29 protein-coding genes and 1 pseudogene are annotated in these 23687 nt (G+C 39.2%); 7 read left to right on the plus strand and 23 right to left on the minus strand.

The genetic code is table 11. The features are described from left to right. Positions 1-8: 8 nt before the first annotated feature. The 14 genes and pseudogenes from P6709_RS02100 to P6709_RS02160 all read right to left on the minus strand — a co-directional run bounded on the left by P6709_RS02100 (position 9) and on the right by P6709_RS02160 (position 9419). A pseudogene (locus P6709_RS02100) lies at positions 9-1426 on the minus strand (phage terminase large subunit). Continuing rightward, a complete protein-coding gene (gene terS, locus P6709_RS02105; protein ID WP_278239227.1) occupies positions 1416-2321 on the minus strand; it encodes a phage terminase small subunit in 906 nt (301 codons plus the stop codon). The pseudogene P6709_RS02100 and the gene terS overlap by 11 nt, the downstream one beginning before the upstream one ends. Before the next feature lie 46 nt (positions 2322-2367). Next, a complete protein-coding gene (locus P6709_RS02110) occupies positions 2368-2592 on the minus strand; it encodes a hypothetical protein (protein WP_278239228.1) in 225 nt (74 codons plus the stop codon). Between the two features lie 134 nt (positions 2593-2726). Next, entirely contained in the window at positions 2727-3437 is a 711-nt protein-coding gene (locus tag P6709_RS20460) for a DNA-methyltransferase (RefSeq protein ID WP_336618976.1), read from the minus strand. 246 nt (positions 3438-3683) lie between these two features. Continuing rightward, the gene (locus tag P6709_RS20465; protein WP_336618977.1) at positions 3684-4007 is read right to left on the minus strand and encodes a ParB N-terminal domain-containing protein; all 324 of its coding nucleotides are present in this window, start codon (positions 4005-4007) and stop codon (positions 3684-3686) included. A 121-nt stretch (positions 4008-4128) separates the two neighbouring features. Further along, positions 4129-4332 carry a hypothetical protein gene (locus P6709_RS02120; protein ID WP_278239229.1) on the minus strand — a complete coding sequence of 68 codons (204 nt, stop codon included), beginning with the start codon at positions 4330-4332 and terminating at the stop codon, positions 4129-4131. 57 nt (positions 4333-4389) lie between these two features. Further along, positions 4390-4875, minus strand: coding sequence for a sigma-70 family RNA polymerase sigma factor (locus P6709_RS02125; protein ID WP_278239230.1), 486 nt, complete (start codon positions 4873-4875; stop codon positions 4390-4392). A 91-nt stretch (positions 4876-4966) separates the two neighbouring features. Then, positions 4967-6103: a PIN-like domain-containing protein gene (locus P6709_RS02130; RefSeq protein WP_278239231.1), complete on the minus strand. Its 1137-nt coding sequence runs from the start codon at positions 6101-6103 to the stop codon at positions 4967-4969. Between the two features lie 25 nt (positions 6104-6128). Continuing rightward, a complete protein-coding gene (locus tag P6709_RS02135) occupies positions 6129-6722 on the minus strand; it encodes a hypothetical protein (protein ID WP_278239232.1) in 594 nt (197 codons plus the stop codon). Between the two features lie 84 nt (positions 6723-6806). Further along, a complete protein-coding gene (locus P6709_RS02140) occupies positions 6807-7352 on the minus strand; it encodes an HNH endonuclease (protein WP_278239233.1) in 546 nt (181 codons plus the stop codon). A 164-nt stretch (positions 7353-7516) separates the two neighbouring features. Then, positions 7517-7822 carry an MrcB family domain-containing protein gene (locus P6709_RS02145; RefSeq protein ID WP_278239787.1) on the minus strand — a complete coding sequence of 102 codons (306 nt, stop codon included), beginning with the start codon at positions 7820-7822 and terminating at the stop codon, positions 7517-7519. Positions 7823-7940: 118 nt separating this feature from the next. Further along, positions 7941-8453: a DUF1643 domain-containing protein gene (locus tag P6709_RS02150; protein WP_278239234.1), complete on the minus strand. Its 513-nt coding sequence runs from the start codon at positions 8451-8453 to the stop codon at positions 7941-7943. Beyond that, positions 8453-8647 carry an XtrA/YqaO family protein gene (locus tag P6709_RS02155; RefSeq protein ID WP_278239235.1) on the minus strand — a complete coding sequence of 65 codons (195 nt, stop codon included), beginning with the start codon at positions 8645-8647 and terminating at the stop codon, positions 8453-8455. Before P6709_RS02155 ends, P6709_RS02150 begins: the two co-directional genes overlap by 1 nt. A 355-nt stretch (positions 8648-9002) precedes the next feature. Further along, positions 9003-9419 (minus strand): RusA family crossover junction endodeoxyribonuclease, encoded by a 417-nt coding sequence (locus P6709_RS02160; RefSeq protein WP_278239236.1) that lies wholly within the window; start codon positions 9417-9419, stop codon positions 9003-9005. Between the two features lie 209 nt (positions 9420-9628). Between P6709_RS02160 and P6709_RS02165 the strand changes: the two genes are divergently transcribed. After that, on the plus strand, positions 9629-10432 hold the full coding sequence (locus tag P6709_RS02165) for a cupin domain-containing protein (RefSeq protein WP_442905285.1): 804 nt from the start codon (positions 9629-9631) through the stop codon (positions 10430-10432). A gap of 263 nt (positions 10433-10695) precedes the next feature. Further along, on the plus strand, positions 10696-11187 hold the full coding sequence (locus P6709_RS02170; RefSeq protein ID WP_278239237.1) for a ferritin: 492 nt from the start codon (positions 10696-10698) through the stop codon (positions 11185-11187). Positions 11188-11404: 217 nt separating this feature from the next. On the opposite strand, the gene P6709_RS02175 is transcribed toward P6709_RS02170, so the two are convergent. The 5 genes from P6709_RS02175 to P6709_RS02195 form a co-directional block, all read right to left on the minus strand. Then, complete coding sequence (locus tag P6709_RS02175; RefSeq protein ID WP_278239238.1) at positions 11405-12151, minus strand: hypothetical protein; 747 nt, start codon at positions 12149-12151, stop codon at positions 11405-11407. Positions 12152-12189: 38 nt separating this feature from the next. After that, positions 12190-13281, minus strand: a complete 1092-nt coding sequence (locus P6709_RS02180) for a Gfo/Idh/MocA family protein (protein ID WP_278239239.1) — start codon at positions 13279-13281, stop codon at positions 12190-12192. Between the two features lie 64 nt (positions 13282-13345). Then, the gene (locus tag P6709_RS02185; RefSeq protein WP_278239240.1) at positions 13346-13678 is read right to left on the minus strand and encodes a hypothetical protein; all 333 of its coding nucleotides are present in this window, start codon (positions 13676-13678) and stop codon (positions 13346-13348) included. 88 nt (positions 13679-13766) lie between these two features. Beyond that, complete coding sequence (locus P6709_RS02190; RefSeq protein ID WP_278239241.1) at positions 13767-14786, minus strand: phosphotransferase enzyme family protein; 1020 nt, start codon at positions 14784-14786, stop codon at positions 13767-13769. Positions 14787-15232: 446 nt separating this feature from the next. Further along, the gene (locus P6709_RS02195; RefSeq protein WP_278239242.1) at positions 15233-15511 is read right to left on the minus strand and encodes a holin; all 279 of its coding nucleotides are present in this window, start codon (positions 15509-15511) and stop codon (positions 15233-15235) included. Between the two features lie 387 nt (positions 15512-15898). On the opposite strand from P6709_RS02195, the gene P6709_RS02200 reads away from it, so the two are divergent. Next, positions 15899-16900, plus strand: a complete 1002-nt coding sequence (locus P6709_RS02200) for a LacI family DNA-binding transcriptional regulator (RefSeq protein WP_278239243.1) — start codon at positions 15899-15901, stop codon at positions 16898-16900. A 75-nt stretch (positions 16901-16975) separates the two neighbouring features. On the opposite strand, the gene P6709_RS02205 is transcribed toward P6709_RS02200, so the two are convergent. Further along, complete coding sequence (locus P6709_RS02205) at positions 16976-18250, minus strand: Y-family DNA polymerase (protein ID WP_278239244.1); 1275 nt, start codon at positions 18248-18250, stop codon at positions 16976-16978. Between the two features lie 15 nt (positions 18251-18265). Beyond that, on the minus strand, positions 18266-18616 hold the full coding sequence (locus P6709_RS02210; RefSeq protein ID WP_278239245.1) for a YolD-like family protein: 351 nt from the start codon (positions 18614-18616) through the stop codon (positions 18266-18268). Between the two features lie 296 nt (positions 18617-18912). Between P6709_RS02210 and P6709_RS02215 the strand changes: the two genes are divergently transcribed. Together P6709_RS02215 and P6709_RS02220 are read left to right on the plus strand one after the other, a co-directional pair. After that, positions 18913-19104: a hypothetical protein gene (locus tag P6709_RS02215; protein WP_278239246.1), complete on the plus strand. Its 192-nt coding sequence runs from the start codon at positions 18913-18915 to the stop codon at positions 19102-19104. 50 nt (positions 19105-19154) lie between these two features. Further along, complete coding sequence (locus tag P6709_RS02220; RefSeq protein ID WP_278239247.1) at positions 19155-19859, plus strand: DUF459 domain-containing protein; 705 nt, start codon at positions 19155-19157, stop codon at positions 19857-19859. 232 nt (positions 19860-20091) lie between these two features. Here P6709_RS02220 and P6709_RS02225 read toward each other — a convergent pair whose 3' ends face one another. After that, positions 20092-20655: a YitT family protein gene (locus P6709_RS02225; RefSeq protein ID WP_278239248.1), complete on the minus strand. Its 564-nt coding sequence runs from the start codon at positions 20653-20655 to the stop codon at positions 20092-20094. Positions 20656-20818: 163 nt separating this feature from the next. Here P6709_RS02225 and P6709_RS02230 point away from each other — a divergent pair, with 163 nt between their 5' ends. Both P6709_RS02230 and P6709_RS02235 read left to right on the plus strand, forming a co-directional pair. Beyond that, positions 20819-21946 (plus strand): amidohydrolase, encoded by a 1128-nt coding sequence (locus P6709_RS02230; RefSeq protein WP_278239249.1) that lies wholly within the window; start codon positions 20819-20821, stop codon positions 21944-21946. A gap of 300 nt (positions 21947-22246) precedes the next feature. After that, positions 22247-22804 carry a GNAT family N-acetyltransferase gene (locus tag P6709_RS02235; protein WP_278239250.1) on the plus strand — a complete coding sequence of 186 codons (558 nt, stop codon included), beginning with the start codon at positions 22247-22249 and terminating at the stop codon, positions 22802-22804. Between the two features lie 38 nt (positions 22805-22842). Here the strand turns inward: P6709_RS02235 and P6709_RS02240 are convergent, their stop codons facing one another. Next, a complete protein-coding gene (locus tag P6709_RS02240; RefSeq protein WP_278239251.1) occupies positions 22843-23502 on the minus strand; it encodes an SDR family oxidoreductase in 660 nt (219 codons plus the stop codon). Between the last annotated feature and the right edge of the window lie 185 nt (positions 23503-23687).

The following is a 23687-nucleotide window of genomic DNA, read 5'->3' on the forward strand; positions in this document are numbered from 1 at the left end:
ACCTCTTTCTACCAGCCTGCCGGACGATCCGTTGACCAGTGCATTTCTTTTTCTGTAGCAAAAGCTAATGCAACAGCATCTGCTCTATCGGGAGAAGCAAGGCCCCGTTTTTTCATGTCCTCTTTTCTTTCGAGAACGATACGGCCCTTACCCGACATTCGATATTTACGGGTGGTTAATTGAGAGATCAGCTTTTCATCATTCGGAAACTCAACGGTTGGAGATGCGCCTTGCACATATTGTGAAAGATTCTCCTGCAGCTGGTCCCGAACACTTGCCCATATTTCAGTACCGCGGTTCTCATAATGTTCTTCATAAATTGCAGTCCGACCGTTTCCAATCGGTAATATACGAAGTTCAAACGGAAACATTTCAGTCCTTAATAATTCCTCAAGCTGATTCGTAACACCGCCACCCACACCATCATCATCTAACTTCACGACAACTTCATTGATGAAAGGATAGAGGCTGTGATAATTTCTAGCCGTCTGAATGACATAGCCTGTTGTTTGAGTAGTGTCCTGCTTATGGTAGCCCTGGAGCTCAAACAACTTCCCTCCCATGCGTGGTGCTATGACTGTTTCATCATCTCCATAGCGTGCGATATCCACCCCTAGATGCAAGGTTCTGCTACGAAGCTCAACCTTCGTCTCTGCAGCGGTCTCCGGCATTTCCAAAGGAATGAATACATCAGGTTCGATTTAGGAAACTCGCCGTATACACGAATCCTGACGGCATCTGAGTCCTTTCCATATTTCCTAATAAGACGTTCAATATTTTCCTTACTTGCCCTCGGCGAATCCCAACTACTGACCTTGTGTGTTTTATAATCCTGCCTGTCTTTATGATGAGAATCATAAAAAACCCCACTCGTTCGAGTAGGGTTACCACACATCAATAATTTGTTTTCAGCTCCAGATAATGTACAGAGAATCGCTTCCATGATGTTGTCGGCTACACCAGACGCTTCATCCACCACAAAGAGCATGTACTCTTCATGAAAGCCTTGCATGTTCTCAGGCTTCGTGGCGGTCCTGGCTGTAGCAAACCACCGCTCTTCATTACCCATCATATAAACTTTGGTCTTCGTCCACTTAAGGAAGTTCTTGACCATAGAGGATTCCATCCACTTGGCGATCTCTGCCCAAAGCACATCATTCAACTGCTGCCGGGTAGGTGCAGTACATACGATTTTGGGGTTCGGTCTGCAACAAAGGTACCAGAGAACAGACATCGCTTCTAGTCCAGTTTTCCCGACTCCCTGGCCAGATCGGACACTTACAAAAGGATTGTTGGCCAAATCGTTTAAGACATTACGCTGCCACTCGTCCGGATTAAACTGAAGAATGTCTTCAGCAAATGCCACCGGATCATCCCAATATACTTCTATCAGGTCTATCAGGACGTTATACGGTTTAGTTGTAATTGCCGTCACCGACTCTTACGCTTTTACGCCTTGCAGCTACTTCTTTTAGAGCACCGACCCAATCATCCGTTGCAGTTCCTTCATTCTCTCTCTTAATCGTTTCAATTTCTTGCTTCAAGCGCTCATTGGAAAGATGCAACTGCTCATGCTTACCAGGTATATAGATATTCTTCAGTTCCATTTCATGTTTTTGTTTAATTGCTTTAATCAAATTATCAGTCACACGAGTCAAAGCTTCTTCTATATTTAAGATATCATCAATGGCTCTCATCTCAGTCTCTTCAATTTCAACCACAATTAGAGCATCTGTTTTTACAGGTACTCTTACTTCGACCCCATCACGCTCAATCACATGTACATCTTTCGTTTTGTTTAATTGCTGCAGTACACGACGCTGGCGCTCGGTCAAACCATCTTCAACCTTCTTTATACGCTTCATCATTCTTCTTTGTCTGATAGTGAGCTCTCGAATCGTAGCATCGATCTGTTCAACCGGATCCACAGGGATCATCTCAAACAGTTCTTTTTCATCTTCATCTAAGTAATCCCACATGATCGTTTCATACTCACCAGAACGCACTGCATTCTTATTGCCGGCAGGAGCTGAACCGCCTTGATTGCCCTTAGCATTTTGATTCTTAATCGGTGCTCCCCCGGCATTACCTGCAGCATGTTGGTTTCCTTTCAAATGGTTCGAACGATTAAGAGCGCTCCTTTTAGATTTAGGAGCGCTCCCTTTCAATTCATCATCCCATTTATCGGTAGCTTTCCATTTACGAATCGTGCTACTGGTGACTCCAACCTTCTCAGCAAGATCTACTAATTTTAGATCACCATTATGTTCAAGCCACATATTCTTTGCTTCGCTTCTTCGTGGATCCCTTGGTCTAGCCATTTACATTCACCGCCACCTCCACAGACTGTTCGTGTTGAGTTTGATTTCAGTCTTCCTCTTTCTGAAGGGCTAAATCAATCTCAATCAGCTTCTTCAAATCCTCAACCGTCTTTATCTCAATGCGTCCATCTTGAAAGTCTTTTACCCAACGGGCAATTCCTGCATTTATAATCTTTCGATAACGCTCCTTCGACTGCAGCACATTTAGTACTGAATCAATCTCGTGCTGCAGGCTTTCATTATCAGGGGAACATATATTCTCTTTTTTCATTACCTTTCACCCGACCTCTCATCTATAATTGAAAGTGAGATAGCGACTTTTCACAAAACCGTGCACGGTCGCTCGCTATCTCTGTCGGGTAATCGGCGCTGGGAGAGGAAGGTGTTAGCGCACCTTTCTCTTTTTTAGTTTGTTAACAATACCGGCTCAACGCCTGTAAATTCATAGTAACGTTTTTTAATGACATCACAAAAAACCGGATCCAATTCCATGGTCCGGCATTCTCTTGTTGTTTGTTCACAGGCCATTAAGGTAGAACCGCTACCCCCGAACAAATCAACTACAATATCATTTTTCTTACTGCTGTTTTTTAATGGTATGGCGATAAGCTCTAAAGGCTTTTGGGTAGGATGAACGTAATCATTCACGTTCCCTCTTCCGATCTCCCACACTGATGAAGGTTCAGGTACCTCTTCAAGTAAACCAGCCCTCCAAACGGTTGATTGCTTTCGATCACCATACCAGCAAGGTGTTTTACCTCTTTTGTACGCATAGAATACCGGTTCATGTTGCCAGCGATATTGTGACCATCCAAAGGAAGCAAAATTCTTAACCCAAATACATTGGGACCGGACCAGGATGTTATGAGCGTTCATAGCATTTTCAAATTCGCGCTGATAAGAAGAACCGTGGAATACGTATATTGCTGATTCCTCATTCATTAAGCGTGCATAATTCTCAAATACCTTATCAAGAAATTCGTCAAACGCTTCTCCGCTCATATCATCATTCATGATCTTTTCTCGGCCATCTTCGGTTAGTTTCTTGGATGTGCTTTTCACAGCTACATTGTAAGGAGTATCCGTAATCACTAAATCAGCTTTTTGCTCACTCATCAGCTTTTGTAAGTCTTCTCTTTTCGTAGCGTCTCCACAAACTAAGATATGCTTACCAAGCTACCAAACATCACCGTACTTCGTTTCAGGTTCTTTAATATCTTTAATAGCACTTTCAACATCAAAGTCATCTTCTTCAACATTGGCTTCAATCTCAGTGTTATTGGGTAATCCTTCAATCAGTTCAGCCAGATCATCACTATCAAAACCTGTTAGTTCTATTCCTGAATCACTTTCGCTTAATTCTTAAAGCAGCTGGACCAGTTTTTCTTCGTCCCAATCACCGCTTATTTTGTTTAGTGCAATATTAAGCAGCTTTTCATTCTCTAAATCCAGGTTCACAACCGAAACATCGACTTCAGTATAACCGGCGTCTTTTAGGATTTTAAAACGCTGGTGGCCACCTACTAGATTTCCTGTTTGTTGGTTCCATATAAGTGGGTCTATATAGCCGAATGTTTCAATAGATTGTTTTAGTTTTATGTATTCACTATCATTAGCAGTTAACTCTACTCTGGGGTTATAAGCTGCAGGGAAAATGCTGTTAATACTAATACTCTTAATCTCCATGATATACCCTCCCGGAAAAATATAACGATCAAGAAAAGACTTCTCTATACTAGGTGGGAAAAGTACGTCTTTTGCACGTCATAAATCGACAAAATTAAAAGCACTCGATTTGAGTGCTCCATTAAAATACCATATCAAACATGTAATATGCCCCAACTAAAAAGCAAAGAGAAGAGAGAGTCGAAGCGATATTGTTTGGTATTCTCATTTTCAGCAATACGAATTTCAAAATCATCACGAGAATAAAAGGGATAAATAAAATAATAGCTAAGTTTATTGCCAGCTCATTAAACGTGGGGGACAAATCACTAAAATTATAATCCATAACTTCACCTCAACTGATTTATTTACATATTTAACATCGGCTGAGGTGAATAGAATATTAACCTGTTCTGCCCAACTTCTTGTCCACTTTCTCTTTAGCTCTTTCAACATACTGTTGCACGGTTCGCCGTTTTAAGTTCAGTTCATCCGCTATATCTGCGTAACTCAAACCCTGAGCCATATGCAACAAATAACACTCCCTTTCTCTATAAGAGAAATCCAAAAGAATATCGATCAGCTGCCGACGCTGCTCTTCCTTTAAATAAACTTGCTTTGGCTTCAAATCAATCGAAGGAAACAAATCCATATCTAATAATGCCGTTCGTTGATACACAGATCGATGATCAATCCCTCTCCTGTTCCCTGGTCGCCTTCCCTTACGCATCCATTCGAGAGAAAAATTCATATCTGAAATCATTTCTGAAACAATCCGGTGTTCATTTTCATTAATAGGATTATTCATATCTATTGAATCACGGTAATGTTTCAGTTGTCTTTTTCCAATGTTGTATTCATTTATAAGCTTTTCATTCCAGGTCTCCATTTATATTCCTCCTCTAAAATAGAAAAAAAGGACACAAACTAAGAGCTCTAAGCTCTCAATCTGCGTCCTCCAGTTGGCTGGTAGAATCACATTAATAATTATTTTTTCTCAAGACAATATTAATTCTAATCATAAGAGCTGATAAACTATTTTTGATTTCCCATAGTTTTTTCAAATAATCTTCTTCTCCAAATACTTCTTTATATTCTAATAAAATATTAAAATTTTTGCTTAATATCTGATATTCATTTAATAGTTCCTCAGGAAAGCCATTAGATTTCTCATTCATAAGATTAATCGATTGTTCAATCTTATTAAATAAGCTATATATTTTCTGATAAAATATTTCAATATCGTTTACACCAATCATGCTAGAATAATTTGAATCACTCGATTGAATCGAGAGATCTGATTTAATCTCATCACTTATATTCGGATTCATTAGTGTAATAAAATCTTTTGGTGATATATGTGTGAAGTTTAGACCAGGATTTGCAATCACAAATTCTTCAATTAATTCTCTCCTAGCGTTAACCGGGTTACCTTTTTTATCATAATAAACCCAATCTTCTTTTTTATCTCCACTAACAAAAATTACATCGTTCTTTAAAGACAAAATAGAATGCCAAATAATAAAGTCTCCTGCATTGTTATCATCTTTAGAACTATCTTTATATCCAGGAGGTACTTTTAGTTTATATCTTTCATTTGCTATTTTCGTGAGATCTTCTATTGACTTGCTTTCACTATTGGGTAAATAGGATTTTGATACAATTTTTTTTACCGCATTTAAATATGGATCATTTTCAAATAAATCTTTTAAGTCATCTCTTAATCCTTTAAGGGATTCTTTGTACTCGTTTAATGAATTTACATAACTCTTACTCAGTTCTTCAGTTTTTTTAAAGGAGTCTTTTCCTTCTAATATCGGTACCATTTCTTTAATTTTCTTTGGACTTTGTAATCTGGAAATAGCTTCCTCTACATCATTTATTCTATACATAATTTCTCGAGGCCTATTTTTAGCAAATTCGTAAAGAACATGTTCAGGAACTTTAAGTCTACCTTCTTCAGCTAGATTTTCAAGAGCTCTAGTCACTTCTTTAACTGTTAGTTCTCTCCACTGATATGCTGCTAATAAAACGTTTGTATCAATTACTATCACTGCTGAATCTATTAACTCTTCTATTGGTTTAGGTTGATAAAAATAAGCTTCCCAATTTTCCAAATTAAAGCATCCCCTTTGTAAAATTTTAATCATTATACTCATCTATAGTTTCACTAACTAATAAAAGCAATAATTCATATTTTGATATTTGTATACTTATGAATTTTAAAGCAGATAATAATGCAAACCAGAATATAATAAACAATATTAAATAGATATATTTAAACTCACTAGAATTACTTATTGTAGTAAAGAATGCTATTAAAGAGGAGGTAATAAGTGCTAAAAATATTGTTTGAGTAGAAGTATTAAGTGCACTTAATAGCGGGCTTTTCACTTTGATACTTAAATAATTTTTCAATGAGTTGAGTTCTAATTTTGTAGGATACCTTCTTTTTATAATTCTTTTGATTACAATATAGTTTAAGTGTATATCATTCTTCTCAAAATTTTTAATTTTAGAAATATCATTAAAAGTTTTAATCCAAATATCTGTTTGTCCTGACCACTCAAGTAAATTAGTATTTTTCTTATTTTTCGTTTCAAAATATCGTGAACTTTTTATCATTATATAATCTAAGAATTTCTCTAAAAAAATTAAAAATATATTTAATCCAATGAGTACTATGATTATTGCTGCTATTAATTCAAAATATCCAGAATCGCGTTCTTCAGCCATTACAATACCGATAAGTAGAACATAGACATTAACCACAATATAAGTAAATACTTTATAAATTTTTATTCACTCCTAATTTTCTAATCAATTATAGTACCCTATTAAATCTTCTTGAAGAACAACGACACTCCTTTTCTTTAAAATCTCTATGCGATCCGACAAAAACTTCTCAATCATTTCACTTTTTACAGTAAAACTAGCATTATGTATTTTTCTATGACAGTTTGGACATAGAGCTACGATATTTTGTGATATATCTATCGAGTGCTCAAAATTATCTTCGAAAGACAATGGAATAAGGTGATGACCTTCAACATAGTTTTGCCCGGAAGTTTCATTAATGAAGGTGATATGTGAGGAATCGTACTCACAGAGATAATTTGCTTTAATTAATGCTCTTTTTGTAACGCTCGACTTACCTAAATATCTGCTTGCTCTTGTCAAGGCAGCCCTATTCCCTTTTGGAGCAGGATGATCGTCATCTTCTTTAGCCGGTTGTGCTAAATCAACTCTTTCTAAAAATTCAGGATCTAAGTCATCTGGAGGCAGATTAATCGATCCAGTTGCTATTCTGTTAATAAATACTTCAAATGAATTATCTTCTTTTAGAGTCTTTAAAGGCTCCTGCATAGCAATTAATATTTGTAAATCTTCAATTATTTTGGTTTCATTCGGAACAGCACCTTTTTTGTAGTAGAGTGCTGCGATACTTGCATCTGTACAGTATTTATCAGATGCTTCGCCAAGATGTTCAACTTCATCAAAATCAAAGGGATTAATCTTTAAATTTTGTCTTAATTTATTTCTAACAATATTAATCTTTTGTTTTTTGTAACACCTTTTTTATTAAGGAGATTAGGATTACTAAAAAAGGTGTTCCCCATATTCAATGATAAATAGACGCCAGTCATGTCTTTTTTAAATAAGAAAACCGGATATATTCCTTTTTGCGTACTACCTCCATCACAAAGAGATTTGTCGATAATAGAAACCCATGGTGTAAATGTCAATTGTCCATTTCCTGTGCTACCGTATATACGATATTTAAAAGGATTTGCCTCTAATTTTTCAGTGATCAATGCTGGGATCTTATTATTTATAAAATTTTTTGCTTCTGAAAATTCTCTTAATGATTAGTTACTACGGTCATAATTATTTAAAACAAATTCAATCATTTCAGATAGATTCATTACACTTCACCTCTTCAAGACTATGATGTTAATAAATAATTGGAGTTAATTCACTTTTTAAATACAGGGGGTGTCTCGGGTGATTTCCATGTTTTGTTTTCTTAATACAGTAGGGTTGGTAGTCCTTAAGCATAGTGATAATCTGCTTATTCCGATTCAAAATTTTGCAGTCTTTTTCACCCCAAGCAAAAATTACTTTATCAGACTCCTCGATCGATTGAATGATAAAGCTATCATTTTCAGGTCCAATTGGATCTGCTTCAAGCTTTAAATCCTCAGGGTTTTTAGCTATTAATGCAAATAAATTAACAACTGAAAAACCCCCATAACCCCAGCTGCGAGCATACATAGAGCATCTATCAAGAGTAGGGTCGCATGTATCTAAATCAGCTACACTTGGATTAAGCATAACGAAGGTAACCCGATTAGACTGATCATTCCATGTGCATTTTAATAAGTATCTATACTTTCTTTTACTGGTATCTTCTGTATCGAAAAACACCTCAACTAATTCATCATTTTTCCAAGGTCTGTTTGGCATTAAAACTCCTCTCCTTCCTCAAACCTCACCCTCTTAACTTTCCCTTGATGAGTAATAATTTTCGCTTCACCATGATCATGTAACTTGATTAATTTCGCTTTCCCTGAATCGATTATCACCGCATGTCCATCTAGTTCCATTGTATCAATACTAAGGGAACCATTTCCATCTATTTTTAATTCTTTCATTCTCATATGAAATCCCCCTATGCTATAATATAAGTATCTAATTCTTAGAAGAGCCGGGGAACTTTCCTTAGGCTTTTTGTGGTAGCTATTATTGACATTTAATTGAATTTGGAGTATAGCAAGGTAATTATTCTTTTTCCCAGGCTCCGCTCCCGGAGGTGTCGCAGGCAGAAGTCAGAGATGATACCCCAGCGAAAATCGAAAAAAAGGGAGTGGTTATTATGAGAGAACTGTTTACAAGTCTTAAAGGCTTCCAGGTAATAGTCCAAGTAATCAACATTACACTTACTATTTTAATCTTCAGTAATACCATCGCTGGGGTGCCTGGGAAAGAGAATAATTTTATCCTCAAATCATTTGTTTAAGTTATAAGCATTTCTACCCTGATCTCCACTCTAGGCCTTGAACTATAAAATTTAGAAGCCTTCAACTCCACTACCTGACTATCATCACGCCATAAGACTTTGTTGCATGCGTCTTTAACTCCCTTAACCAGATTATCGATATCGGGCTTTGTCGTCGGCCGGAGCAAACCAGCTTCTGCAGCTGCAGCTTTCTTTTTACTGAAGTTTTTCAACAATGGCCGATAAACGTTCACCCTGATCTTCAAAGGACCTTCTAAAGGCTCAGAAAGAGCATATTGAGAAGCTACCAGTCTTACATACTCTTTGTAATTTCTTGATTTCGTTGGATCGATCATCTGAACATATCCATTTACAGTTGAAGCTCTCGGTCTTCCTTGTGCGACCGGTTCCCCTAGAATCTCATATTCAATCATTGATCTTCCTCTTTTCTTGGACAGATCATCAAGCATCCTTATCCATGTCAATAATCTTTAATTTCACTCGCTTTCTTCCAGCCTCTTTCTTCGTGCTGAGTGAGTAATTTCTAATATTAATAAAAGCTGCAGCATAATTACCGCATTACGTACATATCCCACAAACAGTGCATAGGATAATTTTATTAACTGTGAAGGGATTGAATACAATGTCTAATGTTCCGAAGTCATATTACTCATACACGGATACACCAAATTATACCTACGATGTCCGTTACAGCTACGGGAATAATCCTTACGGAATGAACTATGCAAACAGCTATCCTTCTTATTCTTCTTCAAACGATTATTGGCGTAATGCATTAAAAGATTATGGGCCCAATCCATTTGTTATAAATATTAACGAGACAACAAAGCAGAACAATACGTTCCGTACTGCATTGTGGACAGGTCAGCACTTACAAGTGACGTTAATGAGTCTCAACCCCGGAGAGGATATCGGTTTAGAAATTCATCCGAATGTTGATCAATTCCTGCGTCTTGAACAGGGGCAGGGAATGGTGCAAATGGGCAATGAAAAAAACAACTTAACATTTAGGCAAAATGTTTCCGACGATTTTGCTATTTTCATTCCTGCCGGCACCTGGCATAATCTCACAAATACAGGCAGCACACCTTTAAAACTTTATTCAATTTATGCTCCTCCCAACCATCCTTTTGGTACGGTTCATCCTACAAAAGCGGACGCCGAGGCCGCTGAGGAAAGTCATGGACAGAATACGGTTATATCTGGAAAAACTCCGGATGAATGGGTTCAGCATACTCAGTTTTTAGTGAACGAGGGGCTGGAGGATGTTAAAAGAGGAATAAATGCTACGCATATTCTTCAGGAATTCATCCTAATGGGTGTTCTTGTTGGAAAAGGGTACTCACCTGAGGAAGCTTATCAAACTGTAGAAGATTGGGAACGTACTGGTGTATCCAAGCTTCTTCAACAAAGCAAAAATATGTAGAAGCAGCTTAAAAGAGATCGACAGGGCTTTCTGTATGTACAGGTTTCTTTTTACCATTTTTATGTCCAAACAATATCTTTTCAGTTCTTTTTCACTTATGCATTTTAACGATAATAAGAAAACACCTATCTGCTGTTCTGAAAAGCTCTGCCGGTTCCCTAACTCTTTCTTTCAATTGTCGTTTTAGTTAATCTGCAGGTCGGAATAAAAGGATTTTTTAACCAATATAATTAGCATTATGATTAATTAAAAGGTTTTGCATTTTGTTAAATGAGCAAATTCAAAAACTGCTAAATAACCTTATTAGCATTGAACATTTATCGACCACTTTGTACCTTGCAATGTCTGCTTATATGGCTTCAAAAAATTTCACAGGAATGTCCAGCTGGTTAAATTTTCAATCCGCAGAAGAACGCACTCACTTACTAAAACTTATTAAATACGTAACTGATCGCGGAGGAACAGTAGAAATTCAAACCATTCCCGCTCAACCGACAAACTTCGGATCCCCTTCTGAAACCTTTACCGCTGTGCTGGAGCATGAAAGGTATGTCACGAATGCCTACCGGCAAGCAGTAGAATTTTCCACTCAACTGGACCAGCAAACCGCTGCATTCCTTCAAGACTTTTTAATTGAACAAATTGATGAAGAAGCACAAGCCTTAACCATTGTAGACCGCTTAAATCTTGCACAAAACAATCCGTCTGCTCTTATACTCATTGACCAGGAATTAGGCCAGCGAGCCGTTGTTTAGTTCTTATGCCTATGCTTGAGCCATAAAAATATTCATTTCCGGCCTCCCAGCCGGTTTTTATTTTGTAATTTGAACCATCCTTTCTAGTTTTCCGATCCTTTTTTGAATAGATCCTCACCTGAATTATTGTCATTTAGCTGCAGCAACCAGATCTATTTAGCACTTAAACTTGAAATTAGTAGAGTTTTGTAAAAACAAAATCATTTATGAAGAAGAATTAAGAACCACTCCTCTTTGCTTTATAATCATCTACAACCAGAGCAACGAAGCAAATTAAGAACACTAATCCAATTAAAAATGACAGGATGGGAAAGGTCAAAGTAGAGATGATGTCAAAACCAGATGGGTAAGAATTCAGGGAATCTGTATAGTAACCAGTAGTTCCTGAGTAACTTGAGAAAGGAACCAGCATCCCTTGTAATTTAGATCTCGATTCCCAGGTGTAATCTTCTGTTTCTACATTCCCATTTTTATTTATCGTGACCATTTGAAATGATTGCTCTTCTTTTGGCACTAACATATAATAGTTGTTTTTTGTGGTATTTAAAACAACCGCAAACGAACGGTCTTTTTTTTCTTTATCATATATAAGCCAGTAGCTTATAAAAGGGTCATACTGATTGAGATTTTCTTCCTTATCATTAATATCAAAAGTTTTTACTGCAGATCTTTCCAGAATACTTTGCACACGGTTATCTATTGTTATAACTACATTAGCAAGTCTAACAACTTCGTTCATACTCTCTTTTACCGGAGGTTGATCTATTAGCTCATAATACAAATCGATTTCTATATTTTCAAAATTATACTTTGTAGAAATACCTTTCATCATTAGATTTAACTCTGTAATCTCGTAACGCCTATCCATTTCATATTGATATATCGTTTCTTTTACTAGATCGTTATTTATTGAAATATAGATAAAAAGTACCCCTGTTAGTACTAAAAAGATTTTTAATTTCATCTGGTTCTCCTTCTAGATGCCTCAGCCAGAGAGGTGGTTTATTGCTCTTCTTCTGCCCAAGGCTGCCGTTCGGTTTGGATGGTTTCTCCCGTTGCTATAGCTTTTTCAATCATTGAGCCCAGATAAAAATCCTGCGCTGCCTCAGCAAAGCTGTAAAAGCCTTGTCCGCCGGAAATGTAGTCTGCCATTTTTCCCAGGCAGGATGCGATGGCGATCTCATCATCATATAATCTGGCTGGTGCAAACGGATTTTGATACACCCATCTTTCTCCTGCTGTGATCCCTTCCAAAAAATAACCCTCTGCATTTTCCTGCTCTCCTTTATTGATTCGCTTCAAGTCCACAGACATAGGACAATCAAAATGCTGCAGAAATACCAGCCGGTCATCAAATAATTCTCCCTTCGTACCTCTAACTGATAAATGGTTTGAACGGATCCAAGAGCGGTGCTGATCTTTTGTAAAGTCATAAATGCCAAGCTTGCTGCCAAATGACACCCAGGCCAGATCACGTTCAGCAGAAATCACTCTTTCTTCCTCCGGCTTCCCGCTGCGATTAGGTCCTGCAGTAAGTGGAGAATGAAAGCGCATGGCTCTTATTTCAGCATTTTCAAAATGCAGACCAAGCATTTTTCTCATCAGGCTTGCCCCATGATACAAATGTGAGATTGAAATAGTTGCTTCGGTTACCTCTCCAAGCATTCCGGAATTGATAACAGCAAGTCGTGCGACATTTGTTGGGTGAAGATGATATTGTTCGGCTACCTGCACTTTCGCTTTTTTTACATTAAGTTTTTTATACAGCATCCGTAATTCAGGCAAGCTCGACCCGGGAGGAGTTTCTGTTAATACCGGTATGCCCAGGTCTGCTAGTTGAAGCAAATACCCCGCGCATACGGAAGCGCTTACAGAAATCACGATAAAATCCGGCTGCTCTTTTTTTAAAAGCTCGTTTACATTAGGATAAGCAGCAACTCCCCATTTTTCCTCCAGGGCTGCTGCTTTTTGTACGTCACGCACCACCATGCCTGCCGCCTTAAATCTTTCAGGAAGCTCACGTGCGATTCTTAAGTAATAGCCCGCCCTGAAACTGGAACCGCCAATAATGCTAAATGAAATAGGTTTTGACATTTTTACGTCTCCTTAGGTAAATAATTTAAATACTTTAATATGTTAACAACAGGTTTATAGTAAATTATTTCACTCCTGGTTTATCAAATCTTCTAGTTAATAAAAATATCCACCAGAAAACCAAAAATATATAACCGAGTAATGAATAGATCGCCCAAATTTCTCCCTGTTGTAATTGTTCAAACCAAAATTCAAGTTCATTCATATCAAGAGGTCTATCTGAAGTGCTGCTATTTATAAATCCAACGATAGGGATGGTAATAATAAATAGTACAGCTATTAGCGAATGTATGATCATTCTCTTTTTATAAAGACAAATTGCAGCAAATATAAAAGTCAATGAGAAGATCAAGTAGTAGATTGTCCAAAACCAAGCAGGCAGCGTTTCCCAGTACATTCCAACACCTCCACTCGTAATATTTAATATTTTATGATAAATTTTTTACCCGGAACGGCATATGTTAGCCATGCCCTAACAAAATATTTTACTGTATAACGAGAGACTTTAGTTTTTCTCCCCGTTCTTGATACTTGATCAAATGCCCGTTCAATTCCATTTGACCTCTTCCATCGTGTTCCTTTAATAGGTCCAATGTTTTTACCGTAAATCCCCAATTCATACAACCCGATAACCAAACCAGGGACTGCAGCCGCACTAAATTTTCTTTATTCAGAAAATCCTCAGCCCCATAGCCTTTTAATAGGCTTTGAGCAAGTTTCGGAGACTCCGCATTACTTCCTATTCCATACGGCCGTGCGTACCACTTTATAAGCCACGCCAGCCCTTCTATTCTGTCTGTATAGCCAATATGTTCAAAATCAATGATTCCGGTTAGGGCATCTGTTTCGTCCCATAGAATATTGAGCGGATTTAGATCGGACTGCATAATGAAATCAAAATTTGTGGCAGCTGACCGCTTTATATGATGTTCAGCTGCTTGTAAATAGGTGTGAAGCATAGATCTTTCCTGGACATCAATGGTGGAATCAGTCATTGCCGTTCTAATCATTTTAATAAATTTTTCATATCCATCGATGTGGGAAACCTTAGGCAAAGATGCACTGTATGTACAAGTTATTTCATGATATCGGCGTACCATCTTCCCCATTTTATAAGCGACTTCTTCGGTACAATGAGTGATATGCCTCCCTTCCATCCATTCGAAAAGGAGAAACCGGTAAGCAGAATCTTTCCAGTTCACATGAATGTACGGATTTCCATCAACTGGTGGTTTGCGGCGCATAAAGGGGATCTCGTTTTCGTTTAAAAAATCACAAAACCTCATCTGTTCTGTAAGAACATTATCCGTCAATTCCCCAAATGCGGCATGATCATAGCGTTTCAAGCCTATGAATCTCGCAGAAAATGTTTTATTTTCTAACTGAATTTGATAATGGTGATCTCCATGAAAATTTTCAGGCAGTTTTTTATACCCGTTTAACCTTTTCGAATCTTCTCCATATGCTTCAAGTGCAGTGCAAATCATACTTTCCTCATTGCGCATGTAACGCCTCCTAACAGCGACTTCTTAAAAGAATATACTTTTTAGCAGCTTCCCAACGTACATATTTAATCTGTATAATAAAGTACATCTCGCCTCTGTAGCTCAAGAAGGGAAGAGCGCCGTAAAACATTGTAGCCGCGGGTCGCAAGGCAAGGGTTTCAGAAGCACAGAAAAGCAAATGAGCTGAGACGGGTGAAATTCCCGTTGGTGAAATTCCGTAGGGAAGCGTGTTCCCCCTTGTCTATGCTTACGAAAGGAGTGCGGGTTCGAATCCCGTCAGAGGCTCTTTTATTCGTCTACTTGCACGATTTATCCTTCCTCTACTATCATAATACAAAAAAGTTCCAGGCGGACAGTATTTAAAATGAATAAGTTAACAAAAAAAGACGGATTCACAAATTGTGAACCCGTTTCTTTGCATTGCTTCTTTTACCCGGTAAATTGTATTATTTTTTGGCAGTCCTTCCTCTTGTTTTACCCGGGCTTTTACTTCCCATTTCAAATAAACCGGTGGCACTGAGGCCGGCTATTCCCCCAGCCCATAGTCTCAGCGTTAGATCGAGTTCTGTTAGTGAAGCGGACAATAAACCGATCAAAAGCCCAACTGCCAGTGAAAGAAGCGGTATGTACTTTTTCGGTATGCGTACCAGCCGTTTAACTACTTCAATTAATCCCAGGATGACCGGTGACAGGATGGAAGCAAACATCAGCACTTCTGTCGGCATTGACAATCCTCTCTCTTCCTTTAAATATTTTGTGATGAATAGGGCTTATTCATCTATATGCTCTCTTCCTGGTTTTACATGCTTCTTTGAAAATTTTTATCCTTTCCGCTCTTTCAGATGTTTTAGTTATCCCAAGTAGGAATACGGAGAATCTCTACGCTTTAACTTAAATGTTAATCATCCTTAAATCTAAACTGATTAATAATTAACTAAGGTTTACTAAAATTAATTAATATGATTTATTTTGTTAACTCGTTAGTTAAAACTATTAATCTGTTAACCTTTTGTTAACTAACGTGTTTTTTGTAAACTTTTTTAATTTACTTTATAAACTAAAAAGTGGTATTGTTAATTAAAATAATATATTCAGATTGCGCGGTGAAACAAATGAAGAACGAAAAAATTACCCTTCAAACACTGGCAAATGAACTCGGTGTTTCGAAAGTGGCCATATCAAAAGCACTTAACGGCAAAAGTGGTGTGAGTGACACATTGCGTCAGAATGCCACTCAGCTTGCTCAAAAATTAGGCTATCCCCTTTCCGTAAATATTCCAGTGCCGGAAGAGCTTGAAAATAAAAAAATAATGATCGTGATGCACGAGCACTCTTTTGGCCAAAAAGATTTTTCCTATCCGAATTTATATGGAGAGATCACGAAAAAAATTAATTTAACTGATCAGTACCAGCATGAGCTTTATCTTGTTACTTCGGACATGATTCATTCAACTACTCTCCCTTTTGATTCACAGCATTGGGATGGCTGCTTCATTATTGGTGAACTGCCCGTATCGTATGTTCAAGCGATTAAAAAAAATATTCCAGCCATTGTGCTGATTGATTTCTCCGTCTCCTCCCTGTCTATTGACTCTGTTGAAACCGAAAACTACCGTGCATCCTACCAGATGACATCCTGGTTGATCGAACAAAACCATCGCAACCTTATCTTTGTGACTGATACGAATGAAACCCGCAGTATGAAAGATCGTTTCTTCGGTTTTTTAAGCAGCCTGGATCAGGCTGATCTCCTTCCCTCTTCTATTGATCACGTTAAACTGAATTGGGAACAGGATGTTACTATTGATCTGAATCATCTGCCTGATGCCTTCGTCTGTTCAAATGACCGTACAGCCATGATCCTTACAAATTACCTTCTTAAACACAACATTGCCGTACCCGATCAAGTGACCGTAGTCGGCTTTGACGATACCGCATACAGCACGATGCTTGATCCAGCAATTACAACGATGCAGGTCGATTTGTCAGAGATGGCAAAAGAAGCAATGAAGCTGCTGAAGGATCGTTTTAAACAGCCGGATCTTCCATCGCAAACCCGGTTGTTGTTTCCGCACCTGCTTGAACGGCAGTCACATGCGGGCAAAACAAGATAAAAATGACAGGAACTCATACGAAAAAAAGCGGCATCTCGTTCAAATCGAACGAGATGCCGCTTTTTCTTTTTACTGCTATGCTTTATGGCCGCCGATCAGGGTGGATCGATGAACGGCTGTTCCGGCAGGTGTATACGATACAGCGCGCAGAAGCGCTTTTGATCCATATTTGTTTCGGATGGAATCCATTACGTATCCGAGCTGAATCTGTTTTGCTTTTTTCTCATTAAATAAGTCCAGCTGCATGTTCGAATCGGACACAATTTTAGACAGCGTAATGCTGATTTGTCTGACAGTCCGGTCCTTTTCATAAAACTCGTCGAATAAAAGCAGGCACACAGCGTAAATTTCCTGTGTAATATTGGTGGGAACTTCTATACTCTTTTCCCGTGAAAAGCCTCCCCCGCCCTCATCCTTGCTGTAGCCGATGCCGAGTGAGATGGTTCTTCCTGCTTTTTTGGCGTCCCTCGCCCGCTTTGCCACATCCTCGCACATTTCTAATATGACATGCTTCACTTCTGTTGGATCTTTATAATCCCTCATTAAAATCTGGCTTTTCCCATAGCTGACCTGAACTTGCTTTTGCGTGACGGATGCACCCGACAAGTCACTGAGGTCGACTCCCCAGGCATGATAATATAACTGATTGCCCAAAATCCCAAATTCTTTTTCCAGAGCGTCGAGGCGGTGATTGGCCAGTTCTCCAATTGTAAAGATTCCCATGCGGTTTAACCGTTTTTCAACCCGTCTGCCGATGCCCCACATTTCGGAAAGCGGCCGCACCGGCCAAAGCTTGGATTGAACATCGCTGTATTCCCAACGCGCTATGCCGCTGGGTGCTTTTTTACTTTCCAAATCGAGTGCGAGTTTGCTCATTAAAGGATTTGGTCCAATGCCGATCGTACAGTAGAGCCCATACTCCTTCATCATATCGTTTTGAATCATGTGAGCTATTTTTTCCGGGCTTCCCCACAGGCTTTCCACTTTATCCAGCCGCAAAAAAGATTCATCTACGGAATAGGTGTGGACGAATTCCGGCGGCACGTACCGCCAGTATAATTTTGTGATTTCAACAGACATCTGCATAAAGTGACGCATGTTTGGGTTCACAATATGAATCCCTGCATTGCGCGGAATTTCATAATGCCTCGAGCCCGTTTTTATATTAAAGTCCTTCTTCAGCATAGGAGAAGCCGCGAGCACCACGCTTCCGGATGCTTCGGTGTTTCCTACAACCGCCAGATAGCATGTTAAAGGATCGAGCTTCATTTCCACGGCTGCACAGCTTGCATAAAATGATTTCATGTCAACACAGGCATAAACACGTTTGGGATATATTGAATAATCCATCTTCTTCACCTTTTCTTAAAGAGGAATAATTTCATCCAGATTCATTACACTAAGAAGATTGTTAAATGAAATAATGTGTTCCTTGTGCTTCTCATCGTAAATCCGGTAATGTCTGTTGTGGTAGTCAATGAAGTGGACATACCCTCTTATTTGCGTAATGGCTTTGTTATGAAAAATTTTAAATTCAGAGAAAAAATTATATTCCATCGCTGCGAGGATGCTTTGTTCGTTTTCTTCGACCTGCTGTTCATCTAAAATCGGCTTTGGAACCTGTTTGTACTCTTCTTTTGCTTCGCTTAATAATTGAGCAAATTCAGGCAGTATCATTGCAGACTGCCATTTAAGATCTCCCCTGTCACGGTTCATTTCAAGCTCCCCCTTTCTTTTTCTGCCTTTTTGTACTCTTTGTCTTTTCCCTATACTGTATTATAGAACAAATGTTCGTAAAATAAACCACTATATAAAAAATAATCTTTTTTTGTCCTTAAATCTTTCAGCCAGTCCTGCCATATTTTGCTTGAGGAAGAAGGCGCTTTTTATCTGTAAAAAATACCCACGACTACTTATGTGAAAAGCGGGGTATAAAAAAGAATGCCATTCATCTTGTACCTGGCGCTTAGCTTTCTTTATTAAATAAGGAGAGCTGGGTGGGAGGTGATGAGATGAGTAAACTATATGGAATTGAGAAATTAATTGAGTATCTTGCATCAAAAAACTACCCCCTTTCTGATGAGAAGATTCGCACTCTAATCCATAAAAAAATAATTCCTCATCAAAACCCGGTTAAAGGCATGTATTCATTTGATATGAATCATATTGACTGGTGGGTAAATGAACAACGATCAAAAAAGTGAACAATAAAGCCCCGCTTTTATTGCGGGGCTTTATCCATGCGGAGGTTTGTATGAAAAAAGCAATTGTAGTTGGTTTTCTTTTATTTGCTGTAATTATTGCCGGATCCATTCTGTCTGGAGTGCTGAAGAGTGAAAAGCAGCCGGTTGAGCATCAGGAGCTGGTTGCCTTGGGAGATTCACTCACGAGAGGCGTAGGTGATCAGGGACAGGGGTATGCAGACAACCTGGAGAATTTATTGACCGAAGATCAGCATCATACGGTCACCGTTCATAATTATGGTATTCCCGGGCAGCAGTCTGACGGTCTTCTCGAGCAAATCAAGGACGAAAGTATTCGTAAAAGAATAAAAAAAGCAGAATACGTGATCATCTTTATTGGCACAAATGATCTGATTGAAAGCAACGGCGGGGATTTAACAGAACTTAATCTGTCTGCCATTGAGCGTGGTCAAAAGGATTATGAATCCAATATAAAAGAAATTTTGAGCATTATCCGGTCCGAAAATCAAAACGTCCCTATTTTAATGCTCGGCCTTTATAATCCCTATCCGGACATAGAGGAGCTTAATGAAATTGTAAAGGATTGGAATCGTACGACGGTAAAGGTGACTTCTGAAGAAGAACAATTAAAATTTATTTCAACGAATGGATTATTTGAAGAAAAATCCACTGAATATTTTAGTGATAAGCTTCATCCGAATGACAAAGGATACAAGCTGATTACTAAGAAAATTGTAGAGGAATATAATTTTTAATGGCAATCTGTAGGCGCTGGGACAGAACTAAAAGAAGTATAAAAATGATGTAGTATCTATTAATAGTATGAGGTGAGCGGAGCGAAAGGTGGCGACTGCAGGATATGACGGTTGCTTGAGACTTCGCAGGGCAGGGCCCAAGAAGGCTCAGCGCCGTCCCTGCGGAAAGCGTCCACCTGAAGCGCAGTGAACCGGTCAAGGAGTCTGAGACACTTTTGTCTCAGACTCTTTATTATGTATCCCGTACCATCCATGACGTCGTCAGGCCCACCAGGCAGATGACAAGGCAGGAATAAAGAAAGCTTTCAATCCCCACGATTCTGTACCCAAGCAGTACAACGAACCCATCCACAATAAAGATTACTACCCCAACGTTAAGCTTCACAACCGCAGCAATCATCTGAGCAAGCAAATCGGTTCCGCCTGTACTGGTTTCATGTCTCAGCATGATGCCAATCCCCGCCCCTATAAACAGGCCGCCAAGTATCGCACTGAGCGGCAGCGAAAGATCAAACCAGTATCTGAGCGGAGAAAGCCAGTCAATTAACAGAGACGAAACCAGCAATCCATGCAGACTGTTGTAAAAATAAGTCCGTTTTTTAAACCAGGCATAAATAAATAACGGTGCACTTAAAAAAATCATGGATAATCCCGCCTGTATATCCCAAAAATAATGTAGAATTAAAGCAAGTCCAATCATTCCGCCATCAAGCAGCTGATAAGGGACAAGAAAAGCATTTACGCCAAAACTGAGGAAAAGACTTCCGATAAGAACTGCTGCGCTTTTTTTAACCACATCTTTCCCCTTCTGCTCTTTATTTTCACCCGTGTTTTCTACGTAAATTTGAGAAATGAAAGTGGAACAAACGCTGAGGCGGCCGGGCTTTTTTTACATACGCTATAACAAAGACAATAGACCAGAATCTGTTTTAAAATATGAGACAAAGTGAGAGGGTACGATGAGCACAATCCTGTTGAAAAACGCCTTAATTTATCCTATAACAGCTCCTATGATTGAATATGGAGATGTATTGATCGAGAACGGAATCATTAAAGAGGTAAGTGAGAAGATTCATCCTCCGGAAAATTGCACGATTTATGACTGCTCCGGGCAGCATCTGATCCCAGGAATGATTGACGTGCATACCCATTTGGGACTTTACGATGAAGGAACCGGCTGGGCCGGCAATGATGCCAATGAATCCATTGAGCCTATGACGCCTCACATCCGAGCAATTGACGGCATTTATCCTTTGGATGAAGGGTTTCGCAATGCGATCGCACACGGCATTACAACGGTGAATGTTCTGCCGGGCAGTGCCAATGTAATCGGCGGTGTCAGTGCAGTTATTAAAACATATGGGAAAACCATTCAATCTATGATTGTAAACGAGGCATCCGGACTAAAGCTTGCGCTGGGAGAAAATCCTAAACGGATGCACTCCAACGGCAACAACGATTCGATTACCCGGATGGGCATTATGGGCATGCTGCGGGAAGCATTTTATCATGCGAAGCATTGCAGCACCCCTGAAGATTTACGTCTTTCTCCTATAAAAAAAGCGTTAAACCGGGAGATCCCGGTGCGTATTCATGCCCACCGTGCAGATGATATCGTTTCAGCCATCCGTTTTGCTGAAGAGTTCGGTCTTGATTTACGAATCGAGCATTGCACAGAAGGCCATCTGATTATTGAAGAGCTGAAGCGTTCAAACAGCAAAGTATGTATTGGGCCGACATTTACCCGCAAATCAAAAGTGGAACTTAAAAATAAATCCTGGAAAACCTATCATCAGCTTGCAGATGAAGGCATCGATATCTCCATTACGACCGATCATCCATACACCCCTATTCAATACTTAAATGTCTGTGCTGCTATCGCAGTAAGAGAGGGATTGTCGATTGAAAAAGCGCTTGAAGCCATCACAATGGGACCCGCACGAAACCTGGGCATCGATAAGACAGTGGGGAGTATTGAGCCGGGAAAAGAAGCGGATTTAGTGCTTTGGAGCCACCATCCATTTCACTTTATGGCAAAGCCGTCCTTTACAATGATTAAAGGAATGATGGTCTATCAGAGCGAATAAACTATTTACAAAATCCATACAAAAAAAGTTATAAAAAACTATTTTCAAAACAAGATTTTTTTTGTATGATTTAAATGCGAATATGTAGAACAAACTACTGGTAGTTTTAATACAATGATGCCATGGGACTGTTTTGAGAGTCTTTAATGGAGGGAAGGCAAATGGTGCGCCACCAGGTTTTTGACTGGTTCTAGTGGGTTCGATTCCCACCCCGAAATTTTTTATGAACGTTATGAAAAATTTCGAGGGTGAGTATCACAGTTCCTGCTAGGATACTGCCCTTTTATGGAGGGGTAAACCATGATCAAAAAACGAGACATCCACGAAAGCCACGCGCTTTTCGAGTTGATGGTGCATCCAGACGTCTTCCCTTTTGTGCGTCAAAAAGCTCAATCAGCGGATGAACTGTTTTTCCTGACCAAACAGACGCTTGAAGCGGAAGATCGGGGAGAAATGATTTCAAGAACCATTGTGGATGAATGGGGCTCCCCTATTGGAACCATCAATTTATTTGATGTAAAAGACGGTGCCGGTTTTCTCGGTACATGGCTTGGCCAGCCCTATCACGGAAAAGGCTATAACCAGCCTGCAAAGGAAGCATTTTTTCAGGAGCTTTTCTATGAACTGGGCATCGATACCATTTATATGCGCATAAGAAAAGTAAACTTCAGATCCCAAAATGCTGCTTTAAAGCTCCCTTATGTAGTCCTGGCAAATGAGACAAAAAAGCATATCTACGATCAGCTAAATGCAGCTGAAGATGTATATAATTTGTTTGAAATATCGAAAGATCTTTACACCTTCCATATGATGCGTCAGCACGATAGTATACAGGAAGAAGAAGCTCTTGAAGCATAACAAAATCCACGTGCTGCGCACGTGGATTATTTCTTCTTTTACAATCGTATCAGAGAGGTTTTAATTTCTGTTTGTTCATTTAGAATTTCAATCGCTTTGTTGTTCAGATTATCCAGTTCGATTGCCTGAACGAGCACTTCTGCCACATCAGCACGGGTAATCTCGCCTTCTCGGTTCTGCAGTCTTTCGCTTGCACGAATCTTCCCTGTTGCTTCATCATCTGTAAGCAGACCGGGTCTGATAATTGTATATGTCAGTCCGCTTTTTTCCAGATGTGCGTCTGCATTATGTTTAGCGTCATAATACACTTCCATTGCTTCATCAAGATCAAGTTCTGACGGCTTGCCTGCACCAATTGCAGAAAGCATAATGAATTTTTCAACGCCATGCTCTTTGGCTAAATCAACCGCCTTGATGGCCCCTTCCTCATCGATCGACTTCGTTTTATCCGCTCCTGTATTTCCGCCGGATCCGGCTGCAAAGATGACGATATCCACCTCTTTAAATGCATCGCTGAAGTCTTCTTCAAGGTTGCCCAGGACAGGAAGCGCCCCAAGGGTTTCCATTGTTTCCTTCTGCTCTTCCTTCCGCACCATTCCTTTTGCGTAGTAAGCACTGCTGCTGGCTAATTTATCAATCACAATCTTACCTGTAGTTCCGTTTGCTCCGATTACTAATACGTTTTTTTTATTTTTCATGTTTCTTCAATCCCTTCTGTTTATTGCAATACTAAACTGTCTACCCCTCTCTCTGCCCCCTAAAACGCATCAATGTTCTGAGCTGGGGAAAAGAATCGTGGTGCAGATCAAGAAAAAATGCCGGAAAACCTTCCGTAGGAATGGAAGGTTTTCCGGCATTAAGCCTTTTTATAGATGTGAATGGC

It is taken from the genome of Jeotgalibacillus sp. ET6, assembly GCF_029667115.1.
Taxonomy (GTDB): domain Bacteria; phylum Bacillota; class Bacilli; order Bacillales; family Jeotgalibacillaceae; genus Jeotgalibacillus.

Coding starts and splice junctions, on each gene's coding strand:
- P6709_RS20460 (WP_336618976.1), bottom strand. CDS start 3,437: ATGAGTGAGCAAAAAGCTGATTTAGTGATTACGGATACTCCTTACAAT.
- P6709_RS02165 (WP_442905285.1), top strand. CDS start 9,629: ATGTCTAATGTTCCGAAGTCATATTACTCATACACGGATACACCAAAT.
- P6709_RS02175 (WP_278239238.1), bottom strand. CDS start 12,151: ATGAAATTAAAAATCTTTTTAGTACTAACAGGGGTACTTTTTATCTAT.
- P6709_RS02135 (WP_278239232.1), bottom strand. CDS start 6,722: ATGGCTGAAGAACGCGATTCTGGATATTTTGAATTAATAGCAGCAATA.
- P6709_RS02235 (WP_278239250.1), top strand. CDS start 22,247: ATGATCAAAAAACGAGACATCCACGAAAGCCACGCGCTTTTCGAGTTG.
- terS (WP_278239227.1), bottom strand. CDS start 2,321: ATGGCTAGACCAAGGGATCCACGAAGAAGCGAAGCAAAGAATATGTGG.
- P6709_RS02185 (WP_278239240.1), bottom strand. CDS start 13,678: ATGTACTGGGAAACGCTGCCTGCTTGGTTTTGGACAATCTACTACTTG.
- P6709_RS02210 (WP_278239245.1), bottom strand. CDS start 18,616: ATGAACCGTGACAGGGGAGATCTTAAATGGCAGTCTGCAATGATACTG.
- P6709_RS02220 (WP_278239247.1), top strand. CDS start 19,155: ATGAAAAAAGCAATTGTAGTTGGTTTTCTTTTATTTGCTGTAATTATT.
- P6709_RS02200 (WP_278239243.1), top strand. CDS start 15,899: ATGAAGAACGAAAAAATTACCCTTCAAACACTGGCAAATGAACTCGGT.
- P6709_RS02150 (WP_278239234.1), bottom strand. CDS start 8,453: ATGCCAAACAGACCTTGGAAAAATGATGAATTAGTTGAGGTGTTTTTC.
- P6709_RS02140 (WP_278239233.1), bottom strand. CDS start 7,352: ATGCAGGAGCCTTTAAAGACTCTAAAAGAAGATAATTCATTTGAAGTA.
- P6709_RS02240 (WP_278239251.1), bottom strand. CDS start 23,502: ATGAAAAATAAAAAAAACGTATTAGTAATCGGAGCAAACGGAACTACA.
- P6709_RS02155 (WP_278239235.1), bottom strand. CDS start 8,647: ATGAGAATGAAAGAATTAAAAATAGATGGAAATGGTTCCCTTAGTATT.
- P6709_RS20465 (WP_336618977.1), bottom strand. CDS start 4,007: ATGGAGATTAAGAGTATTAGTATTAACAGCATTTTCCCTGCAGCTTAT.
- P6709_RS02205 (WP_278239244.1), bottom strand. CDS start 18,250: ATGGATTATTCAATATATCCCAAACGTGTTTATGCCTGTGTTGACATG.
- P6709_RS02215 (WP_278239246.1), top strand. CDS start 18,913: ATGAGTAAACTATATGGAATTGAGAAATTAATTGAGTATCTTGCATCA.
- P6709_RS02195 (WP_278239242.1), bottom strand. CDS start 15,511: ATGCCGACAGAAGTGCTGATGTTTGCTTCCATCCTGTCACCGGTCATC.
- P6709_RS02110 (WP_278239228.1), bottom strand. CDS start 2,592: ATGAAAAAAGAGAATATATGTTCCCCTGATAATGAAAGCCTGCAGCAC.
- P6709_RS02160 (WP_278239236.1), bottom strand. CDS start 9,419: ATGATTGAATATGAGATTCTAGGGGAACCGGTCGCACAAGGAAGACCG.
- P6709_RS02230 (WP_278239249.1), top strand. CDS start 20,819: ATGAGCACAATCCTGTTGAAAAACGCCTTAATTTATCCTATAACAGCT.
- P6709_RS02120 (WP_278239229.1), bottom strand. CDS start 4,332: ATGGATTATAATTTTAGTGATTTGTCCCCCACGTTTAATGAGCTGGCA.
- P6709_RS02180 (WP_278239239.1), bottom strand. CDS start 13,281: ATGTCAAAACCTATTTCATTTAGCATTATTGGCGGTTCCAGTTTCAGG.
- P6709_RS02125 (WP_278239230.1), bottom strand. CDS start 4,875: ATGGAGACCTGGAATGAAAAGCTTATAAATGAATACAACATTGGAAAA.
- P6709_RS02190 (WP_278239241.1), bottom strand. CDS start 14,786: ATGCGCAATGAGGAAAGTATGATTTGCACTGCACTTGAAGCATATGGA.